At 64.1% G+C, this 15,526-nt stretch carries 21 protein-coding genes; 19 read left to right on the top strand and 2 right to left on the bottom strand.

All coding sequences use genetic code 11. The features are described from left to right. The first annotated feature begins 19 nt into the window (after nucleotides 1-19). Genes AADV58_RS06455 through AADV58_RS06445 form a run of 3 tightly spaced genes read left to right on the top strand, consistent with a single transcriptional unit; the run spans nucleotide 20 to nucleotide 2,126 of the window. Complete coding sequence (locus AADV58_RS06455) at nucleotides 20-553, top strand: peroxiredoxin-like family protein (RefSeq protein WP_028996145.1); 534 nt, start codon at nucleotides 20-22, stop codon at nucleotides 551-553. Beyond that, a complete protein-coding gene (locus AADV58_RS06450) occupies nucleotides 553-1,395 on the top strand; it encodes a DUF692 domain-containing protein (RefSeq protein ID WP_341744357.1) in 843 nt (280 codons plus the stop codon). Before AADV58_RS06455 ends, AADV58_RS06450 begins: the two co-directional genes overlap by 1 nt. 2 nt (nucleotides 1,396-1,397) lie before the next feature. After that, entirely contained in the window at nucleotides 1,398-2,126 is a 729-nt protein-coding gene (locus tag AADV58_RS06445; RefSeq protein WP_341744356.1) for a DNA-binding domain-containing protein, read from the top strand. Between the two features lie 243 nt (nucleotides 2,127-2,369). Here the strand turns inward: AADV58_RS06445 and AADV58_RS06440 are convergent, their stop codons facing one another. Then, the gene (locus tag AADV58_RS06440; protein WP_341744355.1) at nucleotides 2,370-2,846 is read right to left on the bottom strand and encodes a J domain-containing protein; all 477 of its coding nucleotides are present in this window, start codon (nucleotides 2,844-2,846) and stop codon (nucleotides 2,370-2,372) included. Between the two features lie 293 nt (nucleotides 2,847-3,139). Here AADV58_RS06440 and AADV58_RS06435 point away from each other — a divergent pair, with 293 nt between their 5' ends. From AADV58_RS06435 to AADV58_RS06365, 15 genes are all read left to right on the top strand, one after another. Beyond that, nucleotides 3,140-3,520, top strand: coding sequence for a thioredoxin family protein (locus AADV58_RS06435; RefSeq protein ID WP_341744354.1), 381 nt, complete (start codon nucleotides 3,140-3,142; stop codon nucleotides 3,518-3,520). After that, the gene (locus tag AADV58_RS06430; RefSeq protein WP_341744353.1) at nucleotides 3,517-4,155 is read left to right on the top strand and encodes a sigma-70 family RNA polymerase sigma factor; all 639 of its coding nucleotides are present in this window, start codon (nucleotides 3,517-3,519) and stop codon (nucleotides 4,153-4,155) included. The genes AADV58_RS06435 and AADV58_RS06430 overlap by 4 nt, the downstream gene beginning before the upstream one ends. After that, nucleotides 4,149-4,376 (top strand): zf-HC2 domain-containing protein, encoded by a 228-nt coding sequence (locus AADV58_RS06425; protein ID WP_028996150.1) that lies wholly within the window; start codon nucleotides 4,149-4,151, stop codon nucleotides 4,374-4,376. Before AADV58_RS06430 ends, AADV58_RS06425 begins: the two co-directional genes overlap by 7 nt. 102 nt (nucleotides 4,377-4,478) lie before the next feature. Next, nucleotides 4,479-5,627 (top strand): Fic family protein, encoded by a 1,149-nt coding sequence (locus tag AADV58_RS06420; RefSeq protein WP_028996151.1) that lies wholly within the window; start codon nucleotides 4,479-4,481, stop codon nucleotides 5,625-5,627. Nucleotides 5,628-5,782: 155 nt separating this feature from the next. Then, the gene (locus tag AADV58_RS06415) at nucleotides 5,783-6,175 is read left to right on the top strand and encodes a bacteriohemerythrin (protein WP_281984756.1); all 393 of its coding nucleotides are present in this window, start codon (nucleotides 5,783-5,785) and stop codon (nucleotides 6,173-6,175) included. Between the two features lie 81 nt (nucleotides 6,176-6,256). Further along, nucleotides 6,257-6,790, top strand: coding sequence for a YgjP-like metallopeptidase domain-containing protein (locus AADV58_RS06410; RefSeq protein ID WP_341744352.1), 534 nt, complete (start codon nucleotides 6,257-6,259; stop codon nucleotides 6,788-6,790). Between the two features lie 105 nt (nucleotides 6,791-6,895). Beyond that, entirely contained in the window at nucleotides 6,896-8,398 is a 1,503-nt protein-coding gene (nifB, locus tag AADV58_RS06405) for a nitrogenase cofactor biosynthesis protein NifB (RefSeq protein ID WP_341744351.1), read from the top strand. Continuing rightward, a complete protein-coding gene (locus AADV58_RS06400; protein WP_298398669.1) occupies nucleotides 8,399-8,689 on the top strand; it encodes a 4Fe-4S binding protein in 291 nt (96 codons plus the stop codon). Next, complete coding sequence (locus AADV58_RS06395; protein WP_281984750.1) at nucleotides 8,689-9,156, top strand: ArsC/Spx/MgsR family protein; 468 nt, start codon at nucleotides 8,689-8,691, stop codon at nucleotides 9,154-9,156. The genes AADV58_RS06400 and AADV58_RS06395 overlap by 1 nt, the downstream gene beginning before the upstream one ends. After that, nucleotides 9,113-10,405, top strand: coding sequence for an FprA family A-type flavoprotein (locus tag AADV58_RS06390; RefSeq protein ID WP_341744350.1), 1,293 nt, complete (start codon nucleotides 9,113-9,115; stop codon nucleotides 10,403-10,405). Before AADV58_RS06395 ends, AADV58_RS06390 begins: the two co-directional genes overlap by 44 nt. Before the next feature lie 16 nt (nucleotides 10,406-10,421). Beyond that, nucleotides 10,422-10,709, top strand: a complete 288-nt coding sequence (locus tag AADV58_RS06385) for a 2Fe-2S iron-sulfur cluster-binding protein (RefSeq protein ID WP_281984746.1) — start codon at nucleotides 10,422-10,424, stop codon at nucleotides 10,707-10,709. A 65-nt stretch (nucleotides 10,710-10,774) separates the two neighbouring features. Then, nucleotides 10,775-11,137 (top strand): 2Fe-2S iron-sulfur cluster-binding protein, encoded by a 363-nt coding sequence (locus tag AADV58_RS06380; protein WP_281984743.1) that lies wholly within the window; start codon nucleotides 10,775-10,777, stop codon nucleotides 11,135-11,137. A gap of 4 nt (nucleotides 11,138-11,141) precedes the next feature. Continuing rightward, nucleotides 11,142-11,714 carry a nitrogen fixation protein NifQ gene (locus AADV58_RS06375; RefSeq protein WP_281984741.1) on the top strand — a complete coding sequence of 191 codons (573 nt, stop codon included), beginning with the start codon at nucleotides 11,142-11,144 and terminating at the stop codon, nucleotides 11,712-11,714. Beyond that, nucleotides 11,693-12,646 carry an ADP-ribosyl-[dinitrogen reductase] hydrolase gene (gene draG / locus AADV58_RS06370; protein ID WP_341744349.1) on the top strand — a complete coding sequence of 318 codons (954 nt, stop codon included), beginning with the start codon at nucleotides 11,693-11,695 and terminating at the stop codon, nucleotides 12,644-12,646. The genes AADV58_RS06375 and draG overlap by 22 nt, the downstream gene beginning before the upstream one ends. 74 nt (nucleotides 12,647-12,720) lie before the next feature. Then, the gene (locus AADV58_RS06365) at nucleotides 12,721-13,305 is read left to right on the top strand and encodes a YkgJ family cysteine cluster protein (protein WP_341744348.1); all 585 of its coding nucleotides are present in this window, start codon (nucleotides 12,721-12,723) and stop codon (nucleotides 13,303-13,305) included. Nucleotides 13,306-13,380: 75 nt separating this feature from the next. Here the strand turns inward: AADV58_RS06365 and AADV58_RS06360 are convergent, their stop codons facing one another. Next, complete coding sequence (locus AADV58_RS06360) at nucleotides 13,381-14,223, bottom strand: LysR family transcriptional regulator (RefSeq protein ID WP_341744347.1); 843 nt, start codon at nucleotides 14,221-14,223, stop codon at nucleotides 13,381-13,383. Between the two features lie 93 nt (nucleotides 14,224-14,316). On the opposite strand from AADV58_RS06360, the gene AADV58_RS06355 reads away from it, so the two are divergent. Further along, complete coding sequence (locus AADV58_RS06355; RefSeq protein WP_341744346.1) at nucleotides 14,317-15,525, top strand: YbfB/YjiJ family MFS transporter; 1,209 nt, start codon at nucleotides 14,317-14,319, stop codon at nucleotides 15,523-15,525. Nucleotide 15,526 lies beyond the last annotated feature (1 nt).

Genomic DNA, 15,526 nt, shown 5'->3' with positions numbered 1-15,526 from the left:
CCTTTCAAGGAATATCCTCATGCCGCAATCCCTGATTCCCCGCCAGCCGGTCCCAGCGCTCGATGTGCCGCAACTCTCCGGCAGCCGCCTGACGCTCGCCGCCGGTGCAGCACCTGCCTTCACGCTGCTGGTCTTTTACCGCGGCTACCACTGCCCGCTGTGCCGCACCTACCTGAGCGAACTGAACCGCCTGCATGACGAATTCGCCGCCCGCGGCGTGGTCGTCAAGGTACTCTCGTCGGATACCGAAGAACGCGCCCGCCGCGCCGCCGACGAATGGTCGCTCGACCGGCTTGATCTCGGCTACGGTCTGAGCGAGGCCGACGCCCGCGCCTGGGGCCTGTACATTTCCACCGGCCGCGGCCTGACCTCGACCGGCGTCGAGGAACCGGCGCGTTTTTCCGAGCCCGGGGTCTTCCTGATCCGCCCCGACCTGACGCTGTACTGGGCCAACGTCCAGACCATGCCCTTCGCCCGGCCGCACTTCAAAGACATGCTCGGCGCCATCGACTTTGTCGTCGCCAAGGACTACCCGGCGCGCGGAGAAGCCTGATGCACGCCCGCCCGCCGCACGGCGCCGGCCTCGGTTTCCGGCGCGAACTGATCGCCCCGCTGCAGGCCGGCGTGCCGGCAGCCATCGATTTCTTCGAACTGGCACCGGAAAACTGGGCCGGCATGGGCGGGCGCTCGGCGCGGCAACTGCGCGAATTCACCGAACGCTACCCCTTCGTCTGCCACGGCCTGTCGCTGTCGCTCGGCGGCAGCGGGTCGCTCGACGAAGCGCTGCTCTACCGCACCCGCGATTTCATGCGCGAACACGGGATGACGCTGTACACCGAACACCTGTCGTGGTGCGCCGACGACCGCCAGCTCTACGACCTGCTGCCGATCCCGCAGACCGAGGCGGCAGTGCGCTGGGCCGCCGAACGCATCCGGCGCGCCCAGGACATCCTCGGCCGGCAGATCGGCATCGAGAACGCCTCGACCTACGTCGAGCCGCCCGGTGCCGAGATGAACGCCGCCGAATTCATCGGCGCCGTGGCCGAGGCCGCCGACTGCCTGCTCCACCTCGACGTGAACAACATCTACGTCAACAGCCGCAACTTCGGCTTCGACGCGCACGAATTCCTCGCCGCGCTGCCGCTCGAACGCACCTGCTACGTCCATGTCGCCGGCCACTACGTCGAGCCGGACGGGCTGATCATCGACACCCACGGCGCGCCGGTGATCGACCCGGTGTGGGCGCTGCTCGCCGACGCCTATGCGCGCATCGGCGGCGAGGTGCCGACCTGCCTTGAACGCGACTTCAATTTTCCCGATCTGGCTGCGTTGACCGTCGAAGTCGACACCATCGCCCGGCTGCAGGCCGCAGCGAAGCAGCGCAAGGCGGTCTGAACATGGAATTCCAGCGCTTCCAGCAAGCCTTCGCCAATCACCTGCGCGACCCGCAACGCGCCCCCCGCCCGCCCGGCGTGCCGGCACGCGGCATGGGCGTGTACCGCGAACTGGTCGGCAACAACCTGCAGGGCTTCGTCGACAGCGCCTTCCCGGTCTGCCGCGCCATCCTCGGCGAGGCGCGCTGGCTACGCCTGGGGCGCGGCTTCCGCCGCGACTGGCCGCTGCGCACGCCATGGTTCCGCGAAATCCCGCGCGAGTTCGTACAGTTCCTGGCGCAAACACCAGGCCTGCGCCTGCCGCGCTGGCTGCCCGAACTGGCGCATTACGAATGGGTCGAACTGGCCGCCGACATCGCCGACGCAGCGATCCCGCCGCACGACCCGGTCGGCGACCTGCGCCACGGCACGATCATCCTCAACCCGGTGCTGTTCAACCTCGCCTACGCCTGGCCGGTCCACCGCATCGGCCCCGACTGGCGCCCGCGCAAGGCGCAGGCAACGCACCTGCTGGTCTATCGCGACGCCGACGACATCGTCCGCTTCAGCGAAACCAACCCGGTCACCGCCCACCTGCTCGCGCTGCTTGCGGAAACGCCACAAAGCGGCGAAGCCGCCTGCCGGCAGATCGCCGCCGAACTACAGCACGCCGAACCAGAACGGCTAGTCGAGTTCGGCCTTGAACTCCTCGCAGACCTGCGTCGCCAGGGGATAGTGCTCGGCACGGAGTAAGCACGGGATCACAGTACTTTGACCGGCTCGAATCGACCCAAAGCGGTAGTACGTTAATGAAAACAGCGGACATGAGTGTCGACGAGAGGCGCTTCACTCGTTCTACTTTTTGCCGTCAGACATGTAATGACATCTGGGTTGTGGTGCAAGTGCCTCGAGTAATTGCGGCAGCAGGTAGCCAGGAAAAGCCGATAGTTCTTTGAAACGCATAGGCTTAGTTGTTGCCTGACGGGATGCGAAGCATTACCCCGCATATCCCCAAAGCAACAGTAAAGCGAGTAAGCCAAGGCCAATGAGATAAGGTAAATGCTGTTTGGGATTACTGGTGATTTCCCCAAAGACGCTATTTACGCTATTGCTGGTTTCACCGTAGTGGCCAGATGTATGCGCTGCTGCGCTAGGATTTCCAGTAGCTCGCGTTGAAGCCCCTCCATTGTCTTTACTGCTCGACGAAGTTGGATTGCCCTCACTTACTGGTTCTGGCGCCAATGCTGTTTCCGCTTGGCGAAGCCATTCATCATGTTCCTTTCGGAGTGTATCGTCTGAAAGTACTCGATATGCCTCATTTAGAAGAACCATAATCCGAGCTGCGTCAGTTGAGCCATGGTTTCTGTCAGGGTGATACTCCTGCGCCAACGCTCGATAAGCGGCACGAATGACGGCTGGCGGCGCATTGCGAGCTATACGCAGATTTTCGTAATGAGAGTGAATGCTGGGCATGATTTAGGATGCATGACGACGTTGTGGAGAACTTATTTCATAAATGCATCGCGCTGTAAACCAAATGGGGTATAAGTGGCCGCTGATTGTTACCTGAACGACAACTTTGCGGCAATATCGCCACAGGCCGCTTCTGGCCGAATGCCGCCTGACAACCAATGACCAACACGACGATATTTTCCGGTCTAGTGCATTGCTATGCGTTCATTCAGCCCGATCCAGACATCGCAGTGTAAGAATTCCCCCACCAACTCCGACCAATCATCACCATCCTCAAACCCTCGGAGTCCAACATGAAAACCATCCGCCTGCTCGCGGCCCTCGCCTTCACCACCATCGCCGGTTTTGCCCAGGCGCTCGACATCGCCCCGTGGTCGGCGGCCGACTTTGCCCAGCAACAGGCTGCCGGCAAGGCTGTCGCTCTGCATTTCCACGCCGACTGGTGCCCGACCTGCCGGGCGCAGCAGAAGGTTTTCGACGGCTGGCGCGGCGATGCCGCCGTACCCGGCCGCCTGCTCGTCGTCGATTACGACAACGCCCGCGAACTACGCCGCCAGTTGGGCGTGCGCATGCAATCAACGTTGATCGTCTTCAAGGGTGACAAGGAAGTCGCGCGCCTGGCTGGCGACACCGATCCGGCCAAGCTGCGTGCTGCGCTGGAAGCCGCCCGTTGAGCTACCATGGCGGCTTTGACGCCCGTGCCACGGAGGCCGCCATCGCTCCCCCAGCCAGCATCGACAACGCCTTTGTCGAACAGGTCCGCCGCGACATGCTGGCTTTCGCCCAGCTCCAGTTGCGCGATGCCGCGCTCGCCGAAGACGCCGTCCAGGACGCCCTGACCGCCGCGCTGACCAGCGGCAAGGATTTCGCCGGCCGCTCGGCGCTGAAGACCTGGGTTTTCGGCATCCTGCGCCACAAGATCGTCGACCTGATCCGCCAGCAATCGCGGACAACGCCGATTTCGGCCTTCGGCGATGAAGAGGACAGCCTGGACCAGGCCTTCGACGCCCTGTTCAAGGAAAACGCCCACTGGCAGCCGGCGCACCGCCCGGCCGCCTGGGGCGATCCGGAAAGCTCGCTGCGCGACAAGCACTTCTGGGCCGTCTTCGACGCCTGCCTGACGCATCTGCCCAAGAACACCGCGCGCGTCTTCATGATGCGCGAGTTTCTCGAACTCGATACCGGCGAAGTCTGTTCTGCCGCCGGCATCAGCACCAGCAACTGCCACGTCATCCTGCACCGCGCCCGCAGCGCGCTGCGCGGTCGCCTGGAAAAAAGCTGGTTCCTCGCCGGAGAACGCCCATGTTGAACTGCAAGGACGCCACCCGCCGCATGTCGGAAGCCGAAGACCGCGAACTCGGCCTCGGCGAACGTCTCGAACTCGGCATGCACCTCGCCCTGTGCAAGGGCTGCCGCAACTACCAGCAGCACCTGCAGGTGTTGCGCGATGCCTGCCGGGGATATCGCGAAACGATGGCGGGAGAAAATCATGAACGTTCGTCGGCGGAAGGCGGCGAATCGAAGCACTGACCAGCATGCCCCAAAGGCAAACCGCTTACGGAAACAGGGCGTGACATTGTATTAAACATTGCTTTAATATCTTAAGCATCGTTTAAAGCCTCCTTTCACACCATGCGCCGTACTGGCACTTACGCCGTTTCCACCACGCTGGGCGAAACCGTTCAGGCCTTTGTCCCGCTGCCCTTGCCGCCGCGCGAGCCAGCCTTGGCGAGCGGATGTTTCGTGGCAGGAAATCGCGCTGCGGAGCTGGCGTTAGCACGCTTGTCCGGTGTTTCGGGGCTGGTGCCGTCAGTGGACTGGCTACTCTACGGCGCGGTGCGCAAGGAGGCCTTGCTGACATCCCAGATCGAGGGCACGCAGGCAACGCTGGTCGATCTATTTGAAGAAGAGGCCGGCTTTGCCATCGGCAATGCTGACGATGTCGAAGAGGTGACCAACTACCTGCGGGCTTTCCGACTGGTCCAGGACAATCTGCGCGATCCAGCCGGACTGCCGATCAGCGTGCGTCTGCTTTGCGATGCCCACCGGCTGCTGCTCGACGGCGTACGCGGCAACGGCAGGCAACCCGGCGAATTGCGGCGTTCGCAGAACTGGATCGGCGGCACACGACCGGGGAACGCGGCATTTGTGCCGCCACCAGCCGAGCAGGTAGCGGATTTGCTGGCCGACATCGAACGCTTCATCCACGATGATGCGGCATCAGACTTACCGCCACTGGTAAAAATCGCCCTGGTCCATGCCCAGTTCGAAACCATCCACCCCTTCCTTGATGGCAACGGGCGCATCGGGCGTTTGCTGATCGCAGCACTGATGGAACACTGGCGGCTGCTTCCCGAGCCGTTGATGTACTTGAGCGGTTACCTGAAACAGCATCAGACAGCGTACTACCAGCGCTTGTCGGCCATCCGCACTCAAGGTGACTGGGAAGGCTGGGTCGATTTCTTTCTCGATGGTGTTGCCGCTGCGGCCAGTGAAGCCGAGCGCAGCATCGTTGCCATGGCCAGCCTGATCGCCAGCGACCGTCGTCGCCTGCTCGCTTCGCCCAAGGCGGGCCCGGCCTGTTACCGCCTCTTCGAAACACTGCCGATGATGCCGCGCTTCACTGTCGAACTGGCGCGACAGTCACTCGACACCACCTTCCCCACAGCCAACGCAGCAGTAAAGCTGCTTGAGGGTCTGGGCATCGTGCAGGAACTGACCGGCCAGAAGAAGAACCGCAGCTACAGCTATCCGGCTTACATCGCGTTGTTGACGGGCTGAGCCCCGAGCAACTTATCAGGAACAATCGCTCCAACCACCAGTCAAAACACGCGTCAGAAGCATGATCAAGGCATACGCGGGCCCCCGACCGGAAGAATTTGCGCGGAGCCCCCTGACTGGACACCAGCATCATCACATGAACTGGAGACACCGCCATGCAGGATCTGTCCTACTGGGAACGCAGTTACAGCGTTGGCAACTGGATGCTCGACAACCAGCACCGCAACATCCTCGCCCTTTGCCAGCAAACGATGGACAGGATCGCCGACGACCTGTCTTTCAATTCGGTCGGGCAGGAATTGCTCGTGGTCACGGCCGAGCACTTTTCGGCCGAGGAAAAGGTGCTGGAATTGACCGGCTACGTTGCCTTCGCCCGCCATCGCGAAGAACATCGTCAGTGCCAGACAGCGCTGGCGAAGATGTTTGCCGACGCCCACGCCGGACTGATCACGCCCGAGGCCTTGAGTGACTATCTGCCGCGCTGGTGCATGGGCCATATTCTTGAATCCGACCGCCATTTCGCCCCGTTCATCCAGCGTCTGCATTGAAGGCGGAGGCCAGCCGAGGGTGCTACCCAAACCGGTCAATTACCGGGACAATCGCGCCCTCAGCGCTGACCGCCTCCATTCGTGCCCACCGCCTACCTCGCCGGCTATCCGCCCAACCTGACCGAACCGGTCGCCCGCCTGCTTGAGCAGGGGCGTCTGGGCGAGGCTTTGCGCAAGAAGTATCCGGAGGCGCACGCGGTACGCACCGACCGGGCCTTGTACGATTACGTGCAGGATTTGCGTGGCGAGTTCCTGCGCAATGCGCCGCAGCCGAGCAAGATCGTTTTCGACGGCAAGCTGCAGTCGGTCGGCCGGGCGCTGGGCACGCACACCCGCGTGGCGCGGGTGCAGGGCGGCAAGTTGAAGACCAAGCATGAAATCCGGATCGCCGCCGTGTTCCGCGAGGCGCCGCCGGAATTCCTGCGCATGATCGTCGCCCACGAACTCGCCCACCTCAAGGAAGCCGAGCACGACAAGGCCTTCTACCAGTTGTGCCGACGCATCGAGCCGGATTACCACCAGTTGGAATTCGATCTGCGCGTCTATCTATGCCATCTCGCTACCGGCGGCGAGGGTTTGTGGCCGGCGATGTCCGGTTTGCGACATCCGGCCTGACAGGGCAAAAACACAAACCACGCAAGCCATTGATTTATTGAACAATAAACCACTGGCACAGCGATTGCTGAAAGGACTCCGAACAGTTTTCTTGGAGCCCTCATCGTGGAACTTCCAGTCATCAGCAACAACGCACCGGCCGCCGAAGGCGGCGGCTGTTCTTCCAGCGGTTGCGGCACGGCGCCGGACGGCCTGGCCCATCTGCCGGATCACATCCGTGCCAAGGTACAGGATCACCCCTGCTACTCGGAACAGGCGCACCACTACTTTGCCCGCATGCACGTCGCCGTGGCGCCGGCCTGCAACATCCAGTGCAATTACTGCAACCGCAAGTACGACTGCTCGAACGAATCCCGTCCGGGCGTCGTCTCCGAGCTGCTGACGCCGGACCAGGCGATCAAGAAGGTGCTCGCGGTGGCGGCCGAGATCCCGCAGATGACGGTGCTCGGCATCGCCGGACCCGGAGACCCCTTGGCCAATCCGGGCCGCACTTTCGACACTTTCCGCCAGCTCTCCGAGAAGGCCCCGGACATCAAGCTGTGCGTGTCGACCAACGGGCTGTCCCTGCCCGAGCACGTCGACGAGATCGCCAAACACAACATCGACCACGTGACGATCACCATCAACTGTGTCGACCCCGAAGTTGGCGCCAAGATCTACCCGTGGATCTATTGGGAGAACAAGCGCATCTTCGGCATCGAAGGCGCGCGCATCCTGATCGAGCAGCAGCAAAAGGGTCTGCAGATGCTGACCGACCGCGGCATCCTGGTGAAGGTCAATTCGGTGCTGATCCCCGGCGTCAATGACCAGCACCTCAAGGAAGTCTCGAAGGTGGTCAAGGAAAAGGGCGCCTTCCTGCACAACGTCATGCCGCTGATCGCCGAGGCCGAACACGGCACCTACTACGGCATCATGGGCCAGCCGGAACCGACCCAGGAAATGCTGCAGGAGCTGCAGGATGCCTGTGCCGGCGACATGGCGATGATGCGCCACTGCCGCCAGTGCCGCGCCGACGCGGTCGGCCTGCTGGGCGAGGATCGCGGCGACGAGTTCACCATGGACAAGATCGACGTCATGGACGTCGATTACGAAGCCGCCATGGTCCGCCGCAAGGCGGTGCATGACTCGATCATCGAGAAGCTGGAAGCCGAGCGCGGTGTCGCCAAGCCGAAGCCGACCGACATCCCCGAAGGTTCGCGCCCGGTGCTGATGGCGGTAGCCGGCAAGAACGGCCTAGTTGCCGAACACTTCGGCCACGCCCGCGAGTTCCTGATCTACGAGGCTTCGCCGGAAGGTGTGCGTTTCATCAGCCACCGCAAGACCGAGCTCTACTGCGGCGGCATGGATGCCTGCGGCGACGGCGACGTGGTCGAGGCGGGCGCCAGCGAATCGCTGCTCGACCGCAACATCCGCATCCTCGAAGGCTGCGAGGTCGTGCTCTGTTCCAAGGTCGGTTACGAACCCTGGGCCAAGCTGGAAGCCGCCGGCATTGCGCCGAACGGCGAACACGCGATGGAGCCGATCGAGGACGCGGTGATGGCGGTGTACAAGGAAATCGCGGCGACCGGCAAATTGCTGCCGCAAACCGACTCTCTGAAGGTGGCGTAAATGGCACTCCAGATTACCGAATCCTGCGTCAATTGCTGGGCTTGCGTCGATGTCTGTCCGAACGACGCCATCTACCAGCCGGATCGCGACGAAGCACCGCACTTCCTGATCAGCGCGGACAAATGCACCGAATGCCTGGGCGACCATGCCGATCCGCAATGCGCGGCGATCTGCCCGATCGAAATGGCAATCGTCAATGAACTCGGGGAATTCCTCAATCCGCCGGGATCACTGACCGGCATTCCAATCGAAAAGCTGAAGGAATTCGGCTTGTGGCGGGAGGCAGCCTGATGGCGGTCATCACTTTTTACGAAAAACCCGGCTGTAAAGGCAATCTGCGCCAGAAGACGCTGCTTGCCGCCGCCGGTCACACCGTCCAGGCGAAAAGCCTGAAAACCGAGGCCTGGACGGCCGAGCGCCTGCTCCAGTTCATCGGCAAGCTGCCGGTCGCCCGCTGGTTCAACCCGGCGGCGCCGGCGATCAAGAGCGGCGAGATCGTGCCCGAGAACATCAGCTTCGAACACGCGCTGCAGTTGCTGCTGGAGAACCCGCTGCTGATCCGCCGCCCGCTGATGGAAATCGGCGACGAACGCATGGTCGGTTTCGATCCGGACGCAGTCGACGCCTGGGTCGGACTCAACGGCGTCGAGCTGCCGGCTGGCAATATCGAAGCCTGCGTGCACGGGCCGGAGGGCCATGGCAGCTGTGGCAGCCATGAGCACGACGAGGAAGAACATGCCGGTTGCGGGACTCACTGACGGCGCCGTCGAGATTGCCCCGGGCGTCCACTGGGTGGGCGCCCTCGACCCGCACCTGCGTTCCTTCGACATCATCCTGAAAACCGCCAACGGCACCAGCTACAACAGCTATGTCGTGCGCGGCGAAAAGGGCGTGGCCGTCATCGACACGGTCAAGGAAAGCTTCGCCGACACCTTCTTCACCCGGCTCGAATCGGTGGCCCGTTACGACGAAATCACCACCATCGTCCTCAACCACCTCGAACCGGATCACAGCGGCGCCCTGCCGGAACTGCTCAAGCGCGCGCCGCAGGCCAAGGTGTACCTGTCCAGCCGCGCGCAGATGATGTTGAAGGCGCTGCTCAAGCCGACCGGCGAAAAGCCGCCCGAATACATCCCGGTCACCACCGACGACGAAGTCGACCTCGGCGGGCGCACCCTGCGTTTCCTGCACACGCCCTACCTGCACTGGCCGGACACCCAATGCACCTACCTGGTCGAGGACGGCATCCTGTTCTCCGGCGACATCTTCGGCTGCCATTTCTGCGATGCCCGGCTGTTCAACGACCGGGTCGGTGATTTCCGCTTTTCCTTCGAGTACTACTACGCGCACATCATGCGCCCATTCCGCGAGCACGTGCTCGACGCGGTGGCGTTGATCGAGCCGCTCGAGCTGGCCACCCTCTGCCCGGCGCACGGCCCCATCCTGCGCCATCAGCCGCGTGACTACCTGCACCGCTACCGCGAACTGGCGACACCGCGGCTGTTCAACGAAGCAAAAAGTGAAAAGACGCTGGTCGTCTTCTACATCTCGGCCTACGGCAACACCCGGCGCATGGCCGAAGCCCTGGCCGCCGGCGCCGAGCGCATTGAAGGCGTGCGCGTCTCGCTGTACGACCTCGAAGGCGGCGAGGACGGCATCTTCACCGACCTGATCGAGGAAGCCGACGGCCTCGCCTTCGGCAGCCCGACGATCAACGCCGACGCGGTCAAGCCGGTGTGGGACGTGCTCTCGTCGCTGACCACGGTCAACGTCAAGGGCAAGCTCGGCGCCGCCTTCGGCTCCTACGGCTGGAGCGGCGAAGCGGTGCGGCTGATCGAGGATCGCCTGCGCGGACTCAAGCTGCGGGTGCCGGTCGAAGGCCTGCGCATCAAGCTCGTCCCCGATGCCGGCGAACTCGACGCCTGCCGCGACCTCGGCGAACAACTGGCGCGCCACCTGACCGGCCGCCTCGAAACGCGCGTCATCGACATGGCCGAACTGGCCTGAAACAGGAGAAAAAACAATGCCCAAAGCAAAAGTCACCTTCCAGGATATCGGCGTCGCCGTGACCGTTCCCGCCGGCACCCGGCTGATCGAAGTCTCGGAGAAGGTCGGTGCCGGCATCACCTACGGCTGCCGCGAAGGCGAATGCTGCACCTGCCTGACCAAGGTGATCGAAGGCGGCGAAAACCTCGCCCCGCCGAGCGTCCTTGAAGACCAGGTGCTGAAGGACAACATGGCCCCGCGCGGCCACCGCCTGGCCTGCCAGGCCCAGATTCTTGGCGGCGAAATCGTCGTCAAACCCGCATAAGACTAAAAGCACGCCAACCCCAACAGAGAAATCCCAATCAACCCGCTCAACCGGAGAAACCGAACATGGCCCTCATTACTTTCAGCAGTCCGATGCACAAGGACAAAACCGTTTATGCCGTTGCTGGCAGCCACACCCAGACCATCCTGGCGCTGGCCAAGGAACATCACATCCCGATCGACTTCGGTTGCCAGGAAGGCAACTGCGGTACCTGCCTGGTCAAGGTCTCCTCCGTTGAAGGCAAGCGCCGTCCGATGGGCGGCCCGCTCAACGTCCGCGAAGTTGCCGCGCTGCTCGACCTCGGCCACATCACCAAGGCCGAAGTCGAACAGATGTACCTCGACGACATCCCGCCGACCCAGTGGCGCCTGGCTTGCCAGATGATCGTCCGCGACGAGGACATCCTGGTCGAGTATCCGAGCAAGTGATGTCATGAACGGTCCGGATCGCCTGCCCACCCGGGCAATGCTCTTCGCCGGACTGCTGGCCGCGCCGGCAGTCGGTGCGGCGGCATGCGATCCGAATCGCCCGCTGCTCGCCAGCATCGTCGCCGGCCAGGCTGACGGTGCCGGCTGCCTGCCCGCCGACCTCGGCCTGGGCGAAGCCCGTTACGCCAGCCTGCTGGCCGGTTTTTTCCCCGGCCAGACGGTTGACCGCAGAAATACGCCAGCGGTCGATCTGCCCGAATTCGAGGAACTGCAGCGCCTGCTGCTCGACCATCGCGCCGGCCTGCGCGAATCCGAACTGTGGGTCGTCGACATCCTGACCACGGCTTGCGTCGGCATGGACCATCTGTGGCAGGACCTCGGCTTCACCGGGCGCGACGAACTGACCCGCCTGATGCAGGTCAATTTCCCGACGCTGGCCGCGGCCAACACCGGCGACATGAAATGGAAGAAATTCCTCTATCGCCAGTTCTGTTCAAGGGAAGGCATTTACGTCTGCCCCGCCCCCTCCTGCGGGGTTTGCAAGGATTACGCCAAATGTTTTGGACCGGAGAACTGATCGCCCGCAACGCGCCGGTTCGCCGCCGCGTCACCGCCGAACGCTCGCCGCTGACCGAGCGTGCCGTCGCCGCCTATGTCGGCCTGGCCATCGGCGACGCCCTCGGCGCCACAGTCGAGTTCATGACGCCCAAGGAAATCCGCGCCCACCACGGCGTCCACGAAAACATCGTCGGCGGCGGCTGGCTGCGCCTCAAGGCCGGCCAGGTCACCGACGACACGACCATGGCGCTGGCGCTCGGCGAATCCATCCTCGCTGCAGGCCGTGTCGATGCACTGGCCGCCGCCGACGCCTTCGACGCCTGGATGCGCGCCAAGCCGGTGGACATCGGCAACACCGTGCGCCGCAACCTGGTCAGCTTCCGCAGCACGCGCCAGCCGGAAGCCCCGCTGTCCGAGCACGACGCCGGCAACGGCGCGGCGATGCGCGTGCTGCCAGTGGCGCTGGCCTGCTACGGTCAACCGGCATCCTCAGTCCGCGCCGCCAGCCGGGCGCAGGCCCATGTCACGCACCACAACCTGCTGTCCGACGCCGCCTGCGAAACCCTGATCTTCATGGTCCAGGACTTCCTCGCCGGCCGCGATGTCATCGACGTCGAACGCGAACGCGCCGGCGGCCTGGTCCAGGCCTTCCCGGTCTTCGCCTGGGATCGCAAGCACAGCGAAAATCCCAGCGGTTACGTGGTCGACACGATACAGGCGGTTTTCCAGTCGCTGTTTGCCACCGAATGCTTCGAGGACTGCCTGATCGACATCGTCAACCGGGGCGGCGATGCCGACACCACTGGCGCCATCGCCGGCATGCTGGCCGGCGCCCGTTACGGGCTGGAGGGCATCCCGCGGCGCTGGTTGCGCGGTCTCGACGAACTGACCCGCGTCCGTTGTGAAAAGCAGGCCGAAGCGCTGATCGCGCTGGCGGAAAAGGCTGTCTGACAAGCCTCTCCGGGCGTGGATGACTTTTTCCGGCGGATTGGGTAAATTCGCGCGCCGCTCACACGGGTTACGCCATGGACAACGACATCCAGATTCGCCTGATTCAGGAAGACAACCGCGTTTTTCTCGACATGCCGGATACCCCGGATAACCCCTGCTTTTCCTGCGGGGCCTGTTGCCAGCATTTCCGTGTTTCCTTCTACTGCGGCGAGGTTGCCGGCGGCAGCGGCGGCTTCGTTCCGGCCGAACTGGTGACCATGCTCAACCCGGTGATGGCCTGCATGAAAGGCACCGAAGCCGGCGGCGCCCGCTGCGTTGCCTTGCAGGGCACCATCGGCCAGCCGGGCATTGCCTGCGGCATCTATGCCAACCGGCCGACCCCCTGCCGCGAATTTCCGACCTGGCTCGACGACGGCAGCCCCAACCCGGATTGCCAGCGCCTGCGAGCCACCATCGGCCTGCCGCCGCTGCAACCAGTGGCGCCGACCCCGCCGCACACCAGCGAACCGGTGCAGCTGAGCGACCCGCTCGCCACCCTGAGCGAATGCCTGCCAAGCGCCCCCGCACAGGCGGATACCGACTGTTGCAAACCGTTACTTGAGGGCGAGCCGGCGCCCCCTTATGCTGTGATCCATGAGCTGAACAGACATCAGCCCTGACGGTCGGGTCTCCTCCCCCTCCCCCAAACCGTCCTGAAAGCCTCGTACTCCCCCCGGTGCGAGGCTTTCGCCCTTTCAGGTGGGCAGCAGCGCCGAGGCCAGGGTTTTCAGGGCGGCCAGCGGCGGCGCTTCGCGCAGGCTGATCATGCCGGTCGGTACCCGGGCGATTTCCGGCGGCACCGTTTCCACGACCAGATCGTCGGCGTGCAGCGACTGCTCGACCACCCGGCGCGGCATCAGCGTCCAGCCGAGGCCGACCGAAACGCAGCCGAGAATGCCTTCGAGCGTGCCAAATTCCATCGCATCGCTCAGCGTATGTCCCTGGCTGCGCTGCCAGGCCTGCGCCCGGGCCCGGTAGGCACAGCCCTCGCGGAACAGGATCAGGGGCTGCTGCAGCGGATCGCTGCCGGCGGCATGCACCTGTACCAGTTCCTCGACCACCAGTTCCTCGAACTGCAGATCGGGATCGACCACCGGTCCGGCAATGAAGGCGCAGTCGAGCTTGTGCTGGCGAACTTTGTCGGCCAGCGCCGCACTGGTGTCGGTAAACACCCGCAGCTCCATGCCCGGATGGCTGGCCCGCACCGCCTTCAGCGCGCGCGGCAGATGCAGGGCGGCAAAGGTTTCCATGGCGCCGATACGCAACTCGCCGGTGCTCTCGCCGACCTGGCGCACCGCCGCCGTCGTCTGCCGCTCCAGCATCAGCATGCGCCGGGTGTAGTCAAGCAGCACGCGGCCCGGCGGTGCCAGTTCCAGCCCGCGTCCCTTGCGGAAGAACAGCTCGGCACCGAGCTCTTCTTCCAGCCGGCGGATGCGCGCGGTGACGTTGGATTGCACCGTATTCAGCTTGCGCGACGCAGCCAGGATGCCGCCTTCCTCGACCACCGCCTGAAAGGTTCTGAGCGCGACCAGTTCCATAACCATCTCCAATAACGAACGATTCGTTCTTGATAAATCAATTGTTGAGATAGCTTAGCCCGTTTATCGTTGTCGCACCAACAGGAGACAACAATGAACGAACAACGAGAACGGCTCAAGGTACTGGGCGCGGGGATATTCAGCCTGCTGCTGGCGATGGGCGTCGCCCGCTTCGCCTACACGCCACTGCTGCCGCTGATGCAGCAGCAGGCCGGCCTGGGCATCGCCGACGCCGGCTGGCTGGCGGCGATCAATTACGGCGGCTACCTGTGCGGCGCCCTGCTCGCCTCGCTGGTCAGCGATCTGGTGCTCAAGGACAAGCTCTACCGGATCGGCATGATCCTGGCCATCGCCAGTACGGCAATGATGGGGCTGAGCACCGATCCAACAGTGTGGGCAATATCCCGCTTCGTCGCCGGCCTGAGCAGCGCGGCAGCGATGCTGTTCGGCACCGGGCTGATCCTCAACTGGCTGATCCGCCACCAGCATCGCAGCGAACTGGGCATCCACTTTGCCGGCATCGGGCTCGGCATTGCCGGCTGTGCCGCTGCCGTGGCGTTGATGCAGCACTGGCTGGACTGGCGCGAGCAGTGGTTCGCGCTGACCGCCCTCGGCTGCCTGCTCGCCATCCCGGCGCTGCGCTGGCTGCCGGCACCGGACACCAGCGGTCTGACGCGCAGCGGCGAAAAGCTCGAGGACAACCCGCCGTCGCCGCTGTTCATGCGCCTGTTCATGGCCGCCTACTTCTGCGCCGGCGTCGGTTACGTGGTCAGCGCCACCTTCATCGTCGCCATCGTCGACCGCCTGCCCGGCATGGCCGGCCAGGGCACGCTGGTCTTCCTCGCGCTCGGCGTCGGCGCCGCACCGGCCTGCATCGTCTGGGATCTGATCGCGCGGCGCATCGGCGATCTCAACGCACTGATCGCCGCCGCCGTGCTGCAGATCGCCGGCATCCTGCTACCGCTGGCCGGCGGCCTGCCGGCGGCGCTGGCCGGAGCGATGCTGTTCGGCGGCACCTTCATCGGCATGGTCAGCCTGGTGCTGACCATGGCCGGCCGCTACTACCCGACCCGCCCGGCCAAGATGATGGGCAAGATGACCGTTTCCTACGGCGTCGCCCAGATCCTGGCGCCGGCCATCACCGGCTGGCTGGCCGCCAGCCGTGCCGGCGACTACGCGGTCGGCCTCTACCTGGCGGCCGGGGTGATGCTGGTCGGCAGCGTGCTGTTGCTGGTGCTGAAGGTGGTTCAGCGGCGCGAGGCCATGGCCGACGCGCCGCTGGCCAGCGTCCTGCAGCCTTGAC

Source organism: Azonexus hydrophilus (genome assembly GCF_038368255.1).
GTDB lineage: Bacteria > Pseudomonadota > Gammaproteobacteria > Burkholderiales > Rhodocyclaceae > Azonexus > Azonexus hydrophilus.
Note: the sequence above shows the minus strand (reverse complement) of the source record. Positions and strands in the feature narration are given on the sequence as shown.

Bases quoted from the DNA above. Each gene is read 5' to 3' on its own strand.
- AADV58_RS06380 (WP_281984743.1), top strand. From the start codon at position 10,775: ATGGCCCTCATTACTTTCAGCAGTCCGATGCACAAGGACAAAACCGTT.
- AADV58_RS06385 (WP_281984746.1), top strand. From the start codon at position 10,422: ATGCCCAAAGCAAAAGTCACCTTCCAGGATATCGGCGTCGCCGTGACC.
- AADV58_RS06365 (WP_341744348.1), top strand. From the start codon at position 12,721: ATGGACAACGACATCCAGATTCGCCTGATTCAGGAAGACAACCGCGTT.
- AADV58_RS06390 (WP_341744350.1), top strand. From the start codon at position 9,113: ATGAGCACGACGAGGAAGAACATGCCGGTTGCGGGACTCACTGACGGC.
- AADV58_RS06420 (WP_028996151.1), top strand. From the start codon at position 4,479: ATGCGCCGTACTGGCACTTACGCCGTTTCCACCACGCTGGGCGAAACC.
- AADV58_RS06400 (WP_298398669.1), top strand. From the start codon at position 8,399: ATGGCACTCCAGATTACCGAATCCTGCGTCAATTGCTGGGCTTGCGTC.
- AADV58_RS06450 (WP_341744357.1), top strand. From the start codon at position 553: ATGCACGCCCGCCCGCCGCACGGCGCCGGCCTCGGTTTCCGGCGCGAA.
- AADV58_RS06455 (WP_028996145.1), top strand. From the start codon at position 20: ATGCCGCAATCCCTGATTCCCCGCCAGCCGGTCCCAGCGCTCGATGTG.
- AADV58_RS06415 (WP_281984756.1), top strand. From the start codon at position 5,783: ATGCAGGATCTGTCCTACTGGGAACGCAGTTACAGCGTTGGCAACTGG.
- AADV58_RS06395 (WP_281984750.1), top strand. From the start codon at position 8,689: ATGGCGGTCATCACTTTTTACGAAAAACCCGGCTGTAAAGGCAATCTG.
- AADV58_RS06440 (WP_341744355.1), bottom strand. From the start codon at position 2,846: ATGCCCAGCATTCACTCTCATTACGAAAATCTGCGTATAGCTCGCAAT.
- AADV58_RS06435 (WP_341744354.1), top strand. From the start codon at position 3,140: ATGAAAACCATCCGCCTGCTCGCGGCCCTCGCCTTCACCACCATCGCC.
- draG (WP_341744349.1), top strand. From the start codon at position 11,693: ATGTTTTGGACCGGAGAACTGATCGCCCGCAACGCGCCGGTTCGCCGC.
- AADV58_RS06375 (WP_281984741.1), top strand. From the start codon at position 11,142: ATGAACGGTCCGGATCGCCTGCCCACCCGGGCAATGCTCTTCGCCGGA.
- AADV58_RS06360 (WP_341744347.1), bottom strand. From the start codon at position 14,223: ATGGAACTGGTCGCGCTCAGAACCTTTCAGGCGGTGGTCGAGGAAGGC.
- AADV58_RS06355 (WP_341744346.1), top strand. From the start codon at position 14,317: ATGAACGAACAACGAGAACGGCTCAAGGTACTGGGCGCGGGGATATTC.
- AADV58_RS06445 (WP_341744356.1), top strand. From the start codon at position 1,398: ATGGAATTCCAGCGCTTCCAGCAAGCCTTCGCCAATCACCTGCGCGAC.
- AADV58_RS06425 (WP_028996150.1), top strand. From the start codon at position 4,149: ATGTTGAACTGCAAGGACGCCACCCGCCGCATGTCGGAAGCCGAAGAC.